The 18,016-nt window shown below is 38.8% G+C and carries 12 protein-coding genes; 9 read left to right on the forward strand and 3 right to left on the reverse strand.

What is annotated here, in order from left to right:
* The 6 genes from tssH (at position 1) to CTN01_RS09595 (ending at position 10,538) form a co-directional block, all read left to right on the forward strand.
* Positions 1-2,631, forward strand: coding sequence for a type VI secretion system ATPase TssH (tssH, locus tag CTN01_RS09570; protein ID WP_045150391.1), 2,631 nt, complete (start codon positions 1-3; stop codon positions 2,629-2,631).
* 5 nt (positions 2,632-2,636) lie between these two features.
* The gene (locus CTN01_RS09575) at positions 2,637-4,172 is read left to right on the forward strand and encodes a sigma-54 interaction domain-containing protein (protein ID WP_045150389.1); all 1,536 of its coding nucleotides are present in this window, start codon (positions 2,637-2,639) and stop codon (positions 4,170-4,172) included.
* Positions 4,169-4,846: a type VI secretion system-associated protein VasI gene (vasI, locus tag CTN01_RS09580; protein ID WP_045150388.1), complete on the forward strand. Its 678-nt coding sequence runs from the start codon at positions 4,169-4,171 to the stop codon at positions 4,844-4,846. The genes CTN01_RS09575 and vasI overlap by 4 nt, the downstream gene beginning before the upstream one ends.
* 9 nt (positions 4,847-4,855) lie before the next feature.
* Positions 4,856-6,310 carry a type VI secretion system protein TssA gene (tssA, locus tag CTN01_RS09585; RefSeq protein ID WP_045150387.1) on the forward strand — a complete coding sequence of 485 codons (1,455 nt, stop codon included), beginning with the start codon at positions 4,856-4,858 and terminating at the stop codon, positions 6,308-6,310.
* Between the two features lie 16 nt (positions 6,311-6,326).
* Positions 6,327-9,866, forward strand: a complete 3,540-nt coding sequence (gene tssM / locus CTN01_RS09590; RefSeq protein WP_045150386.1) for a type VI secretion system membrane subunit TssM — start codon at positions 6,327-6,329, stop codon at positions 9,864-9,866.
* A 318-nt stretch (positions 9,867-10,184) separates the two neighbouring features.
* On the forward strand, positions 10,185-10,538 hold the full coding sequence (locus CTN01_RS09595) for a PAAR domain-containing protein (RefSeq protein ID WP_045150385.1): 354 nt from the start codon (positions 10,185-10,187) through the stop codon (positions 10,536-10,538).
* Between the two features lie 170 nt (positions 10,539-10,708).
* Here the strand turns inward: CTN01_RS09595 and ppsR are convergent, their stop codons facing one another.
* Positions 10,709-11,542 (reverse strand): posphoenolpyruvate synthetase regulatory kinase/phosphorylase PpsR, encoded by an 834-nt coding sequence (gene ppsR, locus CTN01_RS09600; protein WP_045082370.1) that lies wholly within the window; start codon positions 11,540-11,542, stop codon positions 10,709-10,711.
* Between the two features lie 173 nt (positions 11,543-11,715).
* Between ppsR and ppsA the strand changes: the two genes are divergently transcribed.
* Positions 11,716-14,091: a phosphoenolpyruvate synthase gene (gene ppsA / locus CTN01_RS09605; protein WP_045150384.1), complete on the forward strand. Its 2,376-nt coding sequence runs from the start codon at positions 11,716-11,718 to the stop codon at positions 14,089-14,091.
* 111 nt (positions 14,092-14,202) lie between these two features.
* Positions 14,203-14,607: a putative signal transducing protein gene (locus tag CTN01_RS09610; protein WP_045150383.1), complete on the forward strand. Its 405-nt coding sequence runs from the start codon at positions 14,203-14,205 to the stop codon at positions 14,605-14,607.
* A gap of 453 nt (positions 14,608-15,060) precedes the next feature.
* Here CTN01_RS09610 and CTN01_RS09615 read toward each other — a convergent pair whose 3' ends face one another.
* Both CTN01_RS09615 and CTN01_RS09620 read right to left on the reverse strand, forming a co-directional pair.
* Entirely contained in the window at positions 15,061-15,990 is a 930-nt protein-coding gene (locus tag CTN01_RS09615; protein ID WP_107342151.1) for a VirK/YbjX family protein, read from the reverse strand.
* 536 nt (positions 15,991-16,526) lie between these two features.
* Positions 16,527-17,282, reverse strand: coding sequence for a hypothetical protein (locus CTN01_RS09620; protein WP_045150399.1), 756 nt, complete (start codon positions 17,280-17,282; stop codon positions 16,527-16,529).
* A 100-nt stretch (positions 17,283-17,382) separates the two neighbouring features.
* Between CTN01_RS09620 and CTN01_RS09625 the strand changes: the two genes are divergently transcribed.
* Positions 17,383-17,955, forward strand: coding sequence for a MarR family winged helix-turn-helix transcriptional regulator (locus tag CTN01_RS09625; RefSeq protein WP_045150382.1), 573 nt, complete (start codon positions 17,383-17,385; stop codon positions 17,953-17,955).
* The last annotated feature ends 61 nt before the right edge of the window (positions 17,956-18,016 follow it).

Consider the following 18,016-nt stretch of genomic DNA (forward strand, 5'->3'; position numbering starts at 1 on the left):
GTGATCAGAATAGAACTCCCTGTACTCATCAATAAATTAAATGCACAAACAAAAATTGCATTAGAACAGGCTTCATCGTTATGTATGAGCCGTGAAAATAATGAAGTTACTATTGAGCACCTTTTATTTTCTATTCTAGAAAATCCTTTATCAGATATTAGGGTTTTACTTGAACAAGTTAATTTAAAAACGGATGTTGTTAAGCAGTTGTGTGGTGATGCAATGCCGCATGATAAAGGGAATGATACATATCCGAGCTTTTCACCTTTACTGGTTGAACTACTTCAAGATGCATGGTTATTAGCATCAACAGAAATGAATGAAGCAGAGTTAAGATCGGGTCTTATTTTCTTGGCAGCACTTATTCGCCCCGATCGTTATTTAAGTTTTAGCCTAGTAAAAGCCTTTGAAAATATTAATCGAGAGGCTTTACGTAAAGAGTTCACATCACTTGTAGCGGACTCTGCTGAAACACCTGTTGTAAATTCTGGCGAAACAAAAGCGCCGCTAAATGTAAACTCTGGTGATAGTGCGCTTAATCGTTTTTGTTCAAATGTTACAGAGCAAGCTCGCCAAGGTAAGTTAGATCCTGTTTTATGCCGCGATAATGAAATTAATCTAATGATTGATATTTTATGTCGTCGACGCAAAAACAATCCCATCGTGGTCGGTGATGCTGGTGTTGGAAAGAGTGCCGTTATTGAAGGTCTCGCTTCACGCATTGAATCGGGCAAAGTGCCAGAGCAGCTTCAGAATGTTGAGCTATGGTTACTTGATCTAGGGCTTATGCAAGCAGGAGCATCAGTAAAAGGTGAATTTGAAAAACGCTTGAAGTCAGTGATTGATGAAGTAAAAAATTCACCAGTGAAGATCATTCTTTTCATCGACGAAGCTCACACTTTGATTGGTGCTGGTAATCAAGAGGGTGGTGGTGATGCTGCGAACTTACTTAAACCAGCTTTAGCTCGTGGTGAATTATGTACAATTGCGGCAACAACGTGGAAAGAGTACAAAAAGTACTTTGAGAAAGATCCAGCCCTTACTCGACGCTTCCAGTTAGTTAAATTGGATGAGCCAACAACCGAGCAAGCTGTTGATATTATGCGTGGTCTGCACTGTGTTTATGAAAATGCGCATAATGTATTGATCAGTGATGATGCGCTACGTGCGGCAGCAGAATTGTCTGCTCGTTATGTATCTGGCCGTCAACTTCCCGATAAGGCAATTGATGTCTTAGATACGGCTTGTGCACGTATTGCTATTAATCTTACAGCGCCTCCTCGCAGAATTTCTGAGATTGAAAGTGGTACTTATCAACGTCAGCTTGAAATTCAAATGATCAATCGTCAGCAGTTGTTAGGCAAAGCTGTTGATGAAGAGCGACTATCGGCATTACTAGAAAAAGATTTAGAAGAACAAGTTGAGTGTGAATCTCTCTATAAAGATTGGCAGCAACAAAAAGAACTTGTTACTGAGATTATCGAGACACGCCAACAGATCTTATCGCCGATTGCTGATCTCTTGCCAGAGCAAAACGATGTTGATGAATCTTGCTTGTCGGTTGATGAATTACAGAATCGATTAGTCGATCTTTATTCTCAATTAGCACTCGTTCCTCATGACGAGTTGCTTATTTACCCAGAGGTAGATGCGGCGCAAATTGCACAAGTCATTGCTGACTGGACGGGAGTACCTGTCGATCAGATGAATACTGATGAGTTAGCCAAAATTACTGAGTTGCCCTCTATATTAAGTGCGATGATTAAAGGTCAGGATATCGCACTGGCAAGTATTCATCGCCATTTATTGACTGCGCGTGCTGATCTTCGTCGTCCAGGCCGACCTCAAGGTGCATTTTTATTAGTTGGTCCAAGTGGTGTGGGTAAAACAGAGACTGTGGTTCAATTAGCTGAGCAGTTATATGGTGGGCAGCAATTCTTAACCACCATAAATATGTCTGAATATCAGGAAAAGCACACTGTTTCTCGTCTTATTGGTTCACCCCCAGGCTACGTCGGTTTTGGTGAGGGTGGCGTATTAACTGAATCTATCAGAAAGATGCCTTATTCAATTGTTTTACTTGATGAGGTAGAAAAAGCACACCCTGAAGTCTTGAATTTGTTCTATCAAGCTTTCGATAAAGGCGAACTTGCTGATGGCGAAGGGCGTTTAATCGATTGTCAAAATATCTTGTTCTTCCTAACATCAAACCTTGGTTATCAGACCATTGTTGATTATGCAGAGCAGCCAGAACTGATCGAAGAAAAGATGTATCCAGAGTTGGCGAATTTCTTTAAACCCGCATTGTTAGCGCGTATGGAGGTAGTGCCTTATTTACCTCTGAATAAGGACGTTTTAGCACAAATTGTTCGAGGAAAACTCTCACGATTAGAGAAGTTATTAACTTCTCGTTATAAGGCGGAAGTTGTTATTGAACCATGCCTTGTTGAAGAAATACTTCAACGTGCAACGCGCTCTGAAAATGGTGCACGTATGTTAGAAGCGATCATTGAAGGGCAGATGTTACCGCCAGTCTCTTTAGCTTTGTTAAATAAACTTGCTCATCGTGAAGCGATTACACGTATTTGCTTAACGGTAGAAAATGGCGAGTTCTGCAGTGAGGTGGAGTAATTGTTATGCAGCAGTGGTTTCATTATACCTCAGCATTAATAGGTTATCGTGACCGAGCTACACTCACTGATTTCTATAATAGTGCGTTAAAAGAAGAGCTTGCATTAACGGCCAGTTATATCATCTATCCGACGGATGACGGTCGCACTTTATTTGCGACAGAAAATCAATCGTGGGTATGGGATGTAAATGATTTTGATCATCCCTTTTCACATGTACTTCAGCAAGCGTCAGTTGTTTTACTGGATCGCCAACAATTGGTTTATTGGCAACAAAATGATTCGTTTAAGCAGTTATCTTCGCAAGTAGATGCATCAAGTAGTTTGCTTATTGTTCCTTTAATGAATAGTCAAAACCATGTGACAGCTATTCAAGTATTAATCGGTGAACAAAAGCAGATTAACGATTTATTATCTGATGAAAACTGGCGTGAGTTTAGCAGTGCCTTTATCTCTCAGTGGTTACTCATTAGGGATATGGATGCGCAGTCTTCTCATAAAAAGCAACTTAGTGACTCGATTACACGACTAAAAGCAGAGCATCAGAAAAAGAGCGCATGGTCAGATATGACATGCAAGCTCATTGGAAGCAGCTCTGTAATGAAACAGTTACGAGAACAAATAACAGTGGCTGCTGGCTCAAACCTTAGTGTACTTATTCAAGGTGAAACCGGAACGGGTAAAGAGTTAGTCGCAAAAGCACTACATAGCTTATCGGATCGATGTAAAGAGCCTTTTGTAGCGATTAACTGTGCGGCAATACCTGAAAGCTTGTTAGAAAGTGAACTGTTCGGTTATGAAAAAGGGGCATTCACTGGCGCGGTAGCTAACCGTAAGGGACTGATTGCTCAAGCTAACGGTGGGTCATTATTTTTAGATGAAATTGGAGAGTTATCTTTAGGCCTTCAAGCGAAGCTTTTACGTGTGCTTGAGACATGCCAATATCGCCCGATTGGCTCTAATAAAGAGCAATCTTCTAATTTTCGTTTGATCGCTGCAACGCATGTAAATTTACGTCAAAGTGTAAATGATGGTGGTTTTAGACAAGATCTTTATTATCGCATTTATCAATACCCATTATTGCTCTCAAGTCTTAATGATCGAAAGGGTGATATTGAAGAGTTAGCTACTTACTTTATCCAGCAATATAACAATCGTGAACAACGAAATATTTTGGGTTTATCTCCCAAGGCTTTAGATCACCTTAAAGAAATGAGTTTTCCCGGTAATGTCCGTGAATTACGTTCGTTAATAGAAGTGGCTTGTGTACAAACTGAATGTGATGATTTTATTCAAAAAAAGGTATTTGTAGCAAAATTACCTTTAGATATTAGCCTTCCTGTAAAAGACTCGGTTGCGCCAAAAGACGATTTTTCAAGCATAGATGATTTACGCATTGCAGTGGAACTGTATGAGAAAGCCATCATTAACGAGCGATTAAAGCAATATAACGGTAATCGTGCAAAAGCGGCTGAAAGCCTGGGTTTACCTAAACGAACACTTGCACATAAGTGTCAAAAGTTGGAGATCCAGTTTAAATGAAAAAGTCGTGGATGATATATACGTTACTAATCGGGTTGAACACCTTTTCTGTGTCTGTTTTTTCTCAACCGAGTACGCTAACCAAGTTGAATCGCGCTGAAGCTTGTCGTGATATCTCTTCTAAACTTGAGCGGTTACAGTGCTTTGACGCTATTTTTAACACACCTGTAGAGCAAGTGTCGATCAGTCAAGCAGATGTGAAATATCCATCATCATGGTTTCGTGCCGTTGATAGTGAGAAAAAACGAGATAAAAGATCAGGGTTTATTTTTCATCAGTTAGACAGCAGTAATCAGGCTTCTCGAATGTGGTTAACGTCTACTGCTGTTCGTTCATCAGGGCAGTTAAAAGATCAGAAAGCCCCAATTTTGATGTTGGAGTGTTATGAAAAAATCACCCGTGCTGAATTGATCTTACCGACTCCGGTTGAGGCAGGAAAAGTTGAACTATCAATACCGGGTTCTCCTGTTATTACACAAGAGTGGATGAGTGATGAAACAGGGTATGTATTACGTTCAGGTCGAGGTTTACCTGCTATTAGAGCAATAAAAGCGATGATTTCTTCACCGCAATTAATTTTACGTTCAAATGTGGCTGATATTGATCATCTGGAATTTGATAACTCCAATCTAGCAGAGGCCTTAGAGCCGATGCGTGAAAATTGTCGCTGGTAGGAGTGAATCATGTTGAAGGGAACTTTAAGGGAGCAACTTCTCGCTCCGATATCACCGGATAATCCAGTAGGAGAGCGTTTAAGAGATCATCCTCAATTAAATTTTATCGATGATCAGATGATGAAGGTCGGTACTCTTTCCCATGGAGAAGTGCAATGGCATGAAGTGGAAAGTTGTGCCGTAAGCTTAATTTCAGAGCACACCAAGGATCTGAAATTACTGACAGTGTTGATGCAATGTTTACAGCATCAGGCAACACCAGAGCGTTTTTCATTGTCGATAGGTGTATTGGTTGATTTTCTCTCTAATTTTTGGCTTGAATGCCAGCCATTTCCTGGGGCGCGTGGTGAAACACATCGTAAAAAATTCTTTAATCAAATTTGTCAGAGAACGTATGTTGCCGCAGACAAGTTAGATTGGAGCCTATTCGACAGTGATTTAAAACAAGTGTTAGAGGCATTGCTTGAAGAGCTCGATAACCAAGCATCTTCGCTATCACTGCCTGTAGATATTATTAATGATATTTCTGCTCGTGTTCGCGTTAACTTGGGACAGGCTGGTCGTAATAATCATGAGAATAAAATTAAAGCTCCACAACCATCACAAGATGTTGCTGTTTCGTCATCTTCAGTCATTACGAGTCAGACGTCGACTGGAACCCCGATTTCTATTCCTAATTTAGATATAGATAACAGCAGTGAGCGTGCTTTTAAAAATTCGTTATTGAAAGCGGTAGATTCGCTAAATGAGCTTGGCAGCGATGCAATAAAGCTGAGTATACGTGTGCGTCGTTTTGCTATGTGGTTTTCAATCAACACCTTACCAGATGCAAATGCTCAAAAAGAAACACAACTAATGCCCGTTTCATCAGATCGTATTAGCGATTATGAAGAGTCTTTACAGCGTGGTGCGGATATTGAATTGTGGAGTCGTGTTGAAGAAAGTTTAACTAAGTCACCTTACTGGTTAGATGGTCACTTTCTTAGTTTTCGTATTGCAAAGGCTTTAGGGTTGGATGATTGGGCTTCAATTATTAAAGATGAACTTCAGTCATTTGTTGATCGCCTACCAGCATTACTGACTTATTCATTCAAAGGACAAGTTCCTTTTGCGAGTGAAACTACAATCGCTTGGCTTCTTAACCAAGATAAAAGCGTTAAAGTCGCTCAAATAACTCAACAAGGCAGTTGGAATGTAAAGCGTACAGAAGCATTACAGTTAGCTGAGGATGAAGGGATAGCACCAGCCTTAAGCATGCTTGATGAAGGATTATCACAAGCGACAGAACCCAGAGATGCTTTCTATTGGCGATTACTATCTGCAGATGTCATGGAAGCTCATTCACTATCTTCCATGGCAACGGTGCAATACCAGACGTTATATCGGCAAGTTAATGAAATGTCGGTGACTGAATGGGAACCATCATTACTCGCCCAACTTAAAAATAATATTGCCGAACAATAACACCGGAAAATATCATATGTTGAATTTAATAAGACCGATCATAAATAGGCTTCTTTCAGGTGTTAAATCATCAATGCCTATGCTCATGTTTACAATTTTTATTCTGATTAATGTTGCCATTTGGTGGGCAGGCCCATGGTTAAAAATTGGTGACCAACAACCATTCGCCTCTGTGGCATCTCGTATCGTTATGAGTGTTATTTTTTCCTTATGCTGTTTTGCTGTATGGGGATTTATGCAATGGCGCAGTTTGAAACGTATTCACAAAGATAATGATCGTGAAGAAAGGTTACTTGAAGATCCGATAAAGCGTTTAGAAGAGCGTCAAGAAACAGAATTAAACCAAGTGATGGGGGAGTTGAAACACAGTTTAAATAAGCGTAACTACCTTTATTCCTTACCTTGGTATCTGGTGCTAGGTTTAGAGAATGCAGGCAAAACAAGCTTAATTAATCGTTCGAGCCAAGATTTTGTATTTTCAAATGTAATGAGAGCCTCAGGTAAGAAAAGTGAAAACCCTTATTCTTTTGACTGGTGGATTGGTGATGATGCAGTATTAATTGATCCTGATGGGGAGTTGTTAACTCAGCGCCAAAATGAGAAAGATAATGATGGTGAGATGGAGCGCCGCCTTTGGTTAAACTTTGTTAACTGGCTTGAAAAAACACGATCTCAGCGTCCATTAAACGGTGTTGTAATTGCACTAGATATTGAGCACTTAGCGAGCTCTACGGTATCTGAACGTCGTGCGTACGCGAACCTTTTGCGTGCACGTTTGAGGGAATTAATGGAAATTCTCTCTACCCGTATGCCTGTATATATAACGTTGACAAAGTTTGACCTTTTGCATGGTTTTGAACCCTATTTCCGAAGCTATACTCAAAGCCAACGTGAAGAGGTCATGGGATTTACATTCTCGCTTGATACTGTTGAAGACTTTGATAAATGGCTTACTGAATTCGATAATGACTATGAAGAGTTTATTAATCGAATTAATGATTCTTTGCCTGCGGCATTGCGTCATGCAACGGATAGTGATGATAGGGCTGCCATTTATAGTTTCTCTCGCCAGATAGCAGGCTTACATCACATACTAAAGCAGCTATTAAATGATGCTTTTGTCAGTGACCAATTCTCAACACCAGCCCTTATTCGTGGTATGTACTTTCTGTCTGTTTATCAACAGGGCGTACCAACAGATGTGTTTGTTGATGCTTCTTCCCGTCGATATGGGCTGTCGAATAGTATTAACAGTGCGCAGCACTCGAAAAACTCAACCACTTACTTTATCAAGAAACTTTTTAGTGAAGTTATTTATCCTGAGGCGGGTATAGCGTCAGATAGTTTACGTGTGATAAAGCACAAACGAAGGGTGATGGCTGTATCTGTTCTTGCTTGTTCAATTGCTTCTGTTCTCTTAATTGGTAGCTGGCAACGTTATTATCAGCAGAATATCTCACATCAAAACGCTGTTCTTGAGCAAGTTAGTGAATTTAAGGACGAATATTCTGATGTGAAATTGATGCGAACGGAGCAGGAACTATTAGAGCCTTTAAATTCAATTCGCAATGCCACCTTAGAATTTGGAGTATTTCAAGATAAGTCAAAATATTTATCAGATATGGGGTTATATCAGGGGCACGCTATTGGACCTAAGGTAGAAGAAACGTATTTGGGGCTTTTACAGTTTCGTTTTTTACCCGCATTAATGAAGCAACTTGCTTTGGATATGAAAAATGCTGATTCAGAGCAACAAGAGCTGGCTGCATTACGTACTTTTAGAATGCTAACAGATCTAAGTGGCCGCCAAAATAATATTGTATTAAGTTACTTTTCGAGCTTATGGCAACACGCATTTCCTAATGACGCAAAAACTCAAGATCAGCTATTAGAACACTTAAATTATGCTTTGCTGCATACTGATTTACAGGGACTGCGAAATCAAAGAAACAAGAGTGCGGCCGCAGTATTAAAACCTTATGATAACTTAATTGGCAATACACAGAGCGCTCTTAGCTCTGTTGCTCTAGCGGATCGTGTTTATGACAGCTTAAAGCGATCAGCTGCTGAAACTTTAGGTGCACCGCTGAATTTGAAGAAGTCTGTTGGACCTATGTTTGAATCTGTTTTCGAAGAACGTGTTCAAGATAATGCACTAGTTATCTCACAATTGTTAACTCGCAAAGGTTTTAATAGCTACTTTTTACCTAAGGTTGAATCTTTATCTGATATCGCGTTGGCTGACAGTTGGGTTCTTGGTGAATCAACAGTTGCGAAGTTTAGTGAAGAAGACAAGCAGGTTTTACGTAATAAAATTCGCGATTTATATGTAGAAGATTACATAAATACTTGGCAGCTTGCTCTTAATAACCTAGATATAAAATATTTCTCAGATATTGATGAAGCGGTAAGTATCTTAGGGAACCTTGTAGGTCATAATCAACCAATAGAACGTTTTGTTAAAACCGTTGACGTTAACACAAAGCTATTTCCTAAGTTATCTGAAAATGATGATGCACGTTTAGCAATGATGAAATCTCCTCAATACCGTGTTGCTTCTACGATTGCATTGCCGTTTGCTGATATAGATTCAATGTTAGAAAAAAATGGTAATCAACCAGCATACTTACAAGAAGTAATGTCTTCGGTACAAAAACTTTATCATTACATGAAGGCAATTCAAGATGCTCCAGATAAAGGAAAAGCTGCACTAGAAGCAACGAAGGAAAGGTTAGCATTAAAAAATAACGATCCAATTTTCGCATTAAACCAAATGGCGACAAATTTGCCAGCACCGCTTGATACCTTAGTTAAAGGTATTGCTGATGAGAGTTGGTATGTACTAAAACAAGAAGCAATTAAGTATGTCGAAGTTCGCTGGCAAAATGATGTTTATAAAGAATATCAAGAGAAGCTGATGACACGTTATCCATTTAATCATAATGCGTCGAAAGATGTATCGTTAAAAGATTTTGAGTCATTTTTTGCGCCTGATGGAACATTGGATAATTTCTATGAAAATGATCTGAAGCTATTTGTAGATGACAATATTTCTTTGGGAAACAGTGGTGAAAACTCAATACTACGTGGTGATGTGCTGAAGCAATTTGAGAGCGCTAAGAAAATTCAACATGCATTCTTTAACCGTAAAGGGCTGTTGGATGTCGAGTTTACAATTGAGCCTGTTAGTTTAAGTGCAAATCAACTTCGCAGTGTTATTAATGTTGATGGTCAATATATCGAGTTTAGTCATGGTCCTCGTCATCCAACAGAGGTTATATGGCCAAATACTCTTCGAGAAACGGCAATTTCTAAGCTTTCTTTAGTGCCTTCGGCAGCAAACTTGTCACCAAGAGCTGTAACTGTACAAGGGCCTTGGGCATTCTTCCGATTATTAGAAAAAGGAGAAGTTGTAAGCGCAAGTTCTACTAGTGTGGATTACAAGTTTGCGCTTGATGGTGGGGATGTCGTTTATCGTTTAAATTCGGAAGCGGATGCCAATCCTTTTACTACGTCATTGTTTAAGAACTTTAAATTAAGTAAGACGTTATATTGATCAATTATAAAATGGTGGGAGCGAGTCATTTCGCTTCCCACCATGATTTGATCTAAGTTAACTTTCTAATTTTATTGCCTTTCGATGATATAGAGAAAATCGGGCATTAATGTGCATTATTACATTACTCCTTTTATCGCCCTATTATCCGGTATGAGCTAAAAGATTAGGGAAAACAGAAAAATTATGGCGGAAATAGATATGACTAGGTTTTTAAGAGTAAATGGGTTGCTATAAATATTTCAGAAATACGGGCAAATTATTGCCTACGTACATTATTTAGTATTATTACGTTCAGTAAATTTAAAGGGCTATCTGATGAGTAATGACGTAATAACGGTTGGCAGTAAAACCACAACTGGCGGCTCTGTTATATCAGGTCACGGCGGTGTAATTATAAATGGACAAAAGGTTGCCCTTGTTGGTGATATTGCAACTTGTCCATGTGGAAGCAAAAGTTGCAGTGGTCAAGGGCCTATTATTGCTCAGTCACCAAGAGCTGCAAATGTGTCAGGTACAAATCTAGCACGAGTAGGTGATTTTGTTGATACTGGGTGTGGTAGCTGTTTTCTTGAAGCAAGTTCTCATCAGGTAAGTTTGAGCACATCAACCGCCACCAATTTAAATATGGGAAGTGGTGTTAACTTTGGTAATGGCGTCAATATTAATTAATAGTAGTAATGTCAATATTGGTAATGTTGTAACCTTTGGTTCTCATTTAAGTACAACAGCAGGAATTAACAAATATTTCTTCTGGCTCGTTGTGATTGAATCAATAAGAGCTCTGTTTACGGTTATGTATTCAGAGCTTCATTTTCTTTTTCTAAGTTTTTAATTAAGTATTAAAACAGGCGGCGTTTTAATCCTGTTCTTTCTAATATTCTGGTTGAGATCTCTTCAACGGACATACTGGATGTGTTGATATAAGGGATCGCCTCTCTGCGAAATAAACTCTCTACACTGAACAGCTCAGACTCACACTGGCTTTCACTGGCATAATCACTATTGGCGAGTCGGTTGTTTCGGATTTCTGTCAACCTCTCTGGATCTATAGTTAGGCCAAAAAGTTTATGTCTATGTATTTCAAATTCAGGCAGTAAACGAAGTTTGGCAAGATCTTCGGCAATAAATGGGTAGTTCACCACTCTTAAACCAAATTGCATTGCCATGTAAAGGCTGGTGGGTGTTTTCCCACTGCGTGACACGCCAAGTAATATCAAATCAGCGTCCTCTAAACCACGAAGAGAAATACCGTCATCGTGGGAAAGGGTGTATTCGATAGCCGCTATTCGATCAAAATAACCGTCTTGATCCTTACCAACACTGTGTGAGCGTTGTAGTTGTGGCTTTGGTTCTAATTGTAGATCGTCGGCAACAAAATTAACCATGGTTTGTAATACATCGTAGAACAGGGCATTGGCTGACAGTAACTGTTGTTTAATTTCAGGTACGACCATAGAGAAGAAAACCAAAGGCTTTTCTCCCGTCGCTAAAAAAGATCGTTCAAGCTCTTTAATAACTTCAGCGACCTTGTGCCCATTTTCTATGAAAGGAAAGGTCTGTTCATTGACTTTCAATGGAAATTGCGCAAGGACAGCATGTCCAACTGTCTGACAAGTAATAGCGGTTCCATCAGAAATGTAGAATACGTCACGAGTTCTAATTTTGGGATGCATAATAAGTTTAAATCATGAAATAAATTTAGATAAGATGCGTTTAAGGTATAGAAAAGTAATCAAACATTTTGCTACCAAGTCCACAACCTGACTTAAAAGTGAAAATTTTTTCCCGATTAAAGCAAACGTTTGCCTTTTCTTTACATGGTAGTTGATTATTGTTGGAGAAACACATGCAAAAGCACACCCTTTGGTTCAATACGTTATCAATGAATGATGTGAACCAAGTTGGCGGTAAGAATGCCTCGCTTGGTGAAATGGTATCAAACCTTTCAAATGCGGGAGTGTCTGTTCCTAACGGATTCGCGACTACCTCTTACGCATTCCATGAGTTTTTAGAGTATGAAGGGCTGAATAATCGTATTTACGATTTGCTAGGTACTCTTGATGTCAATGACGTAGATGCACTACGTGAAACAGGCGCTACCATCCGTAATTGGATTTTAGATGCGCCGTTTCCACTTGAACTAGAGCAGAGCATCCGTCGTGATTACCTTGAATTGATTGACGGTAATCAAGCACTTTCCGTTGCGGTTCGTTCGTCTGCGACCGCAGAAGATTTGCCTGATGCTTCCTTTGCGGGTCAACAAGAAACATTTCTTAATGTAAAAGGTGTTGATGCGGTATTAGAGGCAACGAAACACGTTTATGCTTCGCTATTTAATGATCGTGCGATTTCTTATCGCGTGCACCAAGGTTTTGATCATAAGGGCATTGCACTGTCTGCTGGTATTCAGCGCATGGTGCGCTCCGATAAAGCAGCGTCAGGTGTAATGTTTACGCTTGATACTGAATCAGGCTTTGATCAAGTGGTGTTTATTACCTCATCTTGGGGTTTAGGTGAAATGGTGGTTCAGGGGGCAGTTAACCCTGATGAGTTTTATGTCCATAAACCAATGCTAGAAGCTGGGCATGCACCGATTGTTAGAAAGAATTTTGGTTCAAAACTCATCAAAATGATCTATTCAGATAATCAAGAAATTGGTAAACAAGTAGACATTGTTGATACCACAGATGAAGAACAATATCAGTTCTCGATTAATGATGAAGAAATTAAAGAGCTTGCTAAACAAGCAATGATCATTGAAAAGCACTATCAACGTCCGATGGATATTGAATGGGCGAAAGATGGCATTGATGGCAAGCTTTACATTGTTCAAGCGCGCCCAGAAACAGTGTGTTCGCAAGAATCTCAAAATGTAATTGAGCGTTATGAGCTGAATAATAAAGCGGATGTGTTATTAGAAGGTCGCGCGATTGGGCAGCGTATTGGTAGCGGTAAAGTACGTCTGGTTGATTCGCTTGATCAAATGTCACTGGTTCAAGAAGGGGATGTCCTTGTTACTGATATGACAGATCCTGATTGGGAACCTGTAATGAAACGTGCTTCTGCGATTATTACTAACCGTGGCGGTCGTACTTGCCATGCTGCCATTATCGCTCGTGAATTAGGCATCCCTGCGATTGTTGGTTGTGGTAACGCGACAGAAGTCTTAACAGATGGCACAACGATTACTGCTTCTTGCGCGGAAGGTGAAACAGGTTATGTTTACCAAGGTGAATTGAATTATGAAGTTCGACGCTCTGCGGTAGATGAATTACCAATATTACCAACCAAAGTGATGATGAACGTAGGTAATCCAGAGCGTGCGTTTGATTTTGCACAATTACCGAATGAAGGCGTAGGTTTAGCGCGTTTAGAATTTATCATTAATAAAATGATTGGTATTCACCCGAAAGCATTATTGAACTTTGATGCACAAAGTGTTGAGTTAAAAGCGCAAATTCGAGAGAAAATTAAGGGCTATAACGATCCTATTGATTTTTATGTTAGCAAGTTAACTGAAGGCATCTCAACCATTGCTGCGGCATTCTGGCCTAAGCGTGTGATTGTTCGTATGTCTGATTTCAAATCGAATGAGTACAGTAACTTAATTGGTGGTAAAGAATTTGAACCCCATGAAGAAAACCCAATGTTAGGTTTCCGTGGTGCTTCTCGTTATATATCACCGGTATTTGAAGATTGCTTTGAACTGGAAACACAAGCGATAAAACGTGTTCGTAATGAAATGGGCTTAAAGAACGTTGAAATTATGATCCCGTTTGTACGTACGCCAAGTGAAGCTGCATCTGTTATTGAGTTACTGGCGAAAAATGATTTACGCCGTGGCGATCAAGGGCTGAAAGTGATCATGATGTGTGAACTGCCATCAAATGCCGTATTAGCGGATGATTTCTTAAAGTACTTTGACGGTTTCTCGATTGGTTCGAACGATATGACGCAACTAACGCTTGGTTTGGATCGTGACTCTGGTGATGTTGCGCATCTCTTTGATGAGCGTAATCCTGCGGTTAAAGCAATGCTGAAAATGGCGATTGATGCTGCAACGAAAGCGGGTAAGTACGTCGGTATTTGTGGTCAAGGACCATCAGATCATGACGATTTAGCAAAATGGTTAATGGAACAAGGTATTAGTTCTGTTTCACTAAACCCTGATACTGTGATCGATACTTGGTTAAAGCTAGGTGATGTAAATAAAAATCATTAACAGACAGGTTAGGTTTAGTTGCTAAAGGTAAAATTAAGCTCTGATTATTGATCAGAGCTTTTTTATAGCAGATCGAAAATTAAATGTCGTACACCTAAGTTAGGAGGACATATGGTTGTTATTGAGCGTTTTTCTTTTGTACATGAAGCGCATATAGCGAAAGCTAATCTAGAAAGTGCCGGTATTCACTGTTACCTTGCCGACGAGTTCACGGTCAATACACAGTGGCTCTATTCTAATGCAATAGGGGGGGTACGTTTGATGGTGGAAGAAAAAGATATAGAGTCAGCGAGAGTGCTGCTTGTAAGTGATTTTTCTGATGCGCTAGAAGAACAAATACCACCTTTTGACAACGAGCATGAACATTGTGCTTACTGCGGTAGTCATGATGTAGTTACTTATACGAAAGGTAAGCGCCCAGCATTTTTAATGTTTATTGTGCTAGGTTTCCCTTTGTTTACATATCAACATGGTTATAAATGCAACCAGTGTGGTAAATTTAGTGAGGAGTTGTAAAACTATTTAGTATTAGCTTAATGCTATTACTTATCCACACGCTGTTACTTCTGTTTTAAAAGAATGCTTAACGGGATACGATAACAGAACGTTAATCTAGATACTTCAGTTTATTTTATGGCATAACGACTATTCTATGTCTGTCATTTATCACCCTTTTTTCTAGTACGTAACCTTGAACTTTTAAAAATGATCACGTTTTTTAAAAGTAGTTGATTATTCAATTAAATAGTGCGTTATATCTGTTTGAAGAGTTTTTAGTTTGATATATGATTACCTCATCAATTTTCCTGAATTGATAAAAAATAATTGATGGTTCGCACACCCATCGACATAAAGACCGCTCCTTGTGAGCGGTTTTTCTGTTTATGGTCATTTAACGCTAAATTTTCTAATTAAATAAGATTAGAAAAATATGAGTAATAAAGACTACTGTCATTTATTCATACTTTATTAATTTACCGATTTAAGTGCTAACGCTAATGTTTGTTTTAATTCATCCAGCCACTGATAACGGTTTTTATAAAGCTTGCGTTTATTACGATTGAGTGTGCTTAAGTCTTTTCGCTTTGGTAATAAAGGTAATTTATAGGTTACGTTACTTTCTTTAACACCCTTATATTCTTGCCAGATCAGGTCATAGTCACAGCTAACCGCATGACGTTTTGAACCGATATAACGGAGTGCTTGATAAATGTGGCCATTATTACTGACAGCGGTAATGTTTTTTAATTGATAAACATCAGCAAAAATTAGAGCTAATTCCACCATTAATGCCTTAGGACGTAAGCCATATAGTCCCTTAGTTAACTCTTTGATGAGTTCTTTACGGTTCTCAATATCACTGTCTGGGCCTTGTAACGCACCAATATGTAAATGGTTTTGATCTTGATTAACGGTAAAACTAATACAATATAATTGCATGTCGTTACTATCGGTGAGCGTAAGACCCAGCGAACCTTCTCTTGAGTAACCAGCATCAAGATAGATATTGTAAACGTTGTCATTTTTATCTGTTATTTGAGATAACTTAATGCCTTCATGCTGATATATATTTAAAAGGTTTGAAGAAAAGTTGTTCAGCATAAATTGGAGATGTTTTTCCAACATCTGCATTCTTTGTTCTTTATCCCATGAAACACAGCCATATGGCTTAAGTGGTTTCTCAATAAATGACGGATATACCGTGATTAATTTTTCAAGTAATGGGTCATTGAAGTAGCACATTAGTTCATCAGTAACTTTAGGTGAGAACACACACCAGCAATAGAGACGAAATTTTTTTCTTACTTTATCAATTCCAGTAATGTTTGGATAAAGCATGTTTGATAAAAATGATCCACGTTTAAATACCGTGCTTGATGCAATGGCTTGTTGAGACATTTTTGATAAACCTTATAGATATTTATATTTTTTAGTTATGGATTTTTTCTTTCAATAATAATTGAATATTAAAAGCTAAATTAAACAGTGTTTTGTTTAATGAAGGCTGAACGGAATATTAATATTTTTAGCCTAATATTTTATTTGTTAATTATATTTAATATTTTTGAGAGGATTTTCATTTGTAGAAATGATGACGTTGTTTTTATGATTTTTTATGAATAAAGTGTTTCTATGTGTAACAGGTGAGAGGCATTAGAAATAGATTAATATTTATTCACTACAAATGAAAAGTTAATCTATGGCTATTTTTTAGTTAATTTTTCTCTATTACTTAACGTAAACATAAGAAGGTTGATAAAGTTCAACCATCGAAATTTAATCATTTGAATTCTGAATGAGCAATAAAGAGAGCTGCACATTAATCTCGCTTGTAATATATGTGATTATACGTATTAAAGCTTTCTGAAAGAGAATATGGCGTGATCGGTGATGATTTCAATCTCGAACACGCCATAATATTAATGCGATTACACCTATTTGTTTACGATCCCCGGTAGGCTTAAATCACCAGATGCAACATCAAACACATCTTGCACACATAACAGCGGAGCATGGGCACTTTCGTTAACACGTAAGCCAGAAGTCACACCGTCAAATTTCGCCAGTTTTAAATTGGTAATGTTGTCGATTTTAATCGTGATATCTAGGCTATCACCTTTAAATATCGGTGTTGCATCTGGGCTATCAATTAATAGTGGTAAGCCCGGCCAAGTTTTTGGCAGTGTCGGTTTTTCACCTTTTGGAATATCAACGACACCGAGTGATCCTTTACCACATTTATCATTAGGTTTTAATACTACCCAGTGGCTATGCCAAACATTCCCATCATTAGTTTTATCGCCATCACCATTTTCGTCATAAAGCGGTGTGTCATCAAAATCAGGATGAGCAGTTACTGCCAATGCTAGGATCCCAGCATCTTTTTCAAAGCCAACTTCAGCAGGGTTTAATGTGGTAGGCCAGACATAAGAAAAAACGTCACTACCAGCTAATTTTCCTGTTGGTGTCGGTTTTACCTTGCCAGCCATACCTGATACCGCGATGTGAAAAGTTGCAAGATCGCCTTGTGTTGTGATTTTAGCGTGTACGATATCAAACGCGGGATCCTTAGCATTATTGGCGGAAGCTTTAATGCCGTTAGAATGCGCCATTACGCTTGATGCGCCAATAAACAATACCGCTGAAAGTGTGTGTGCTAAAAGTGTAGGCATCGTATTTTTAATAGTCATCATGCTAAATCCTTAAGTTAGTATCGACTCGATACTATAATAGGTTTAGCAGAGCTTTAATCAGCTTGTCAATATTGTTTTGAGTCGATACTATTAAGTTATGAATATTACACTTATCCATCAGTTACTTGAGCGGATCGGAAATTTGATCCGTAACGAGACTAGAACGTGTTTAGTTGAGCATGGACTTTTGCCTGTGCAGCTAGATGCTTTGTGCTATTTATCGATTTGTAATCGCTTTTCCGATACGCCTAAAGCGGTGACCGAGTATCTTGGTTTAACAAAAGGCACAGTGTCACAAAGTTTAAAAGTGCTGGAAAACAAAGGCTATGTGAGTAAAACACCAGATCCTAATGATAAGCGGATCACCCATATTACCCTGACAGCGAAAGGCGAAACATTAATAGCGAAAGCTCAGCCATCTCAGTTATTGAAAAAGGTGTGGGAAGATAACGCGACAATTAATTATGGGCTAGATGGGGAAGTGCTACAGCAACAACTTGAAAGTCTGTTATTAACTATGCAGCAGCAGAATCAGTGTAAATCCTTTGGCGTGTGCAAAACCTGTAAGCACAATCAAACGTTAACAGATGGCACACACTTGTGTGGTTTAACGCAATTAGCACTGAGTGGATCGGATATTCAAAAGATCTGTATTGAGCATAGTAAGTAGAAAAAAGATAAAACAAAGCCAGCATATTCGCTGGCTTTGTTGTTTTGTGGTTGTTTTATTA

Origin of the sequence: Photobacterium angustum (assembly GCF_003026365.1) — a bacterium.
Taxonomy (GTDB): domain Bacteria; phylum Pseudomonadota; class Gammaproteobacteria; order Enterobacterales; family Vibrionaceae; genus Photobacterium; species Photobacterium angustum.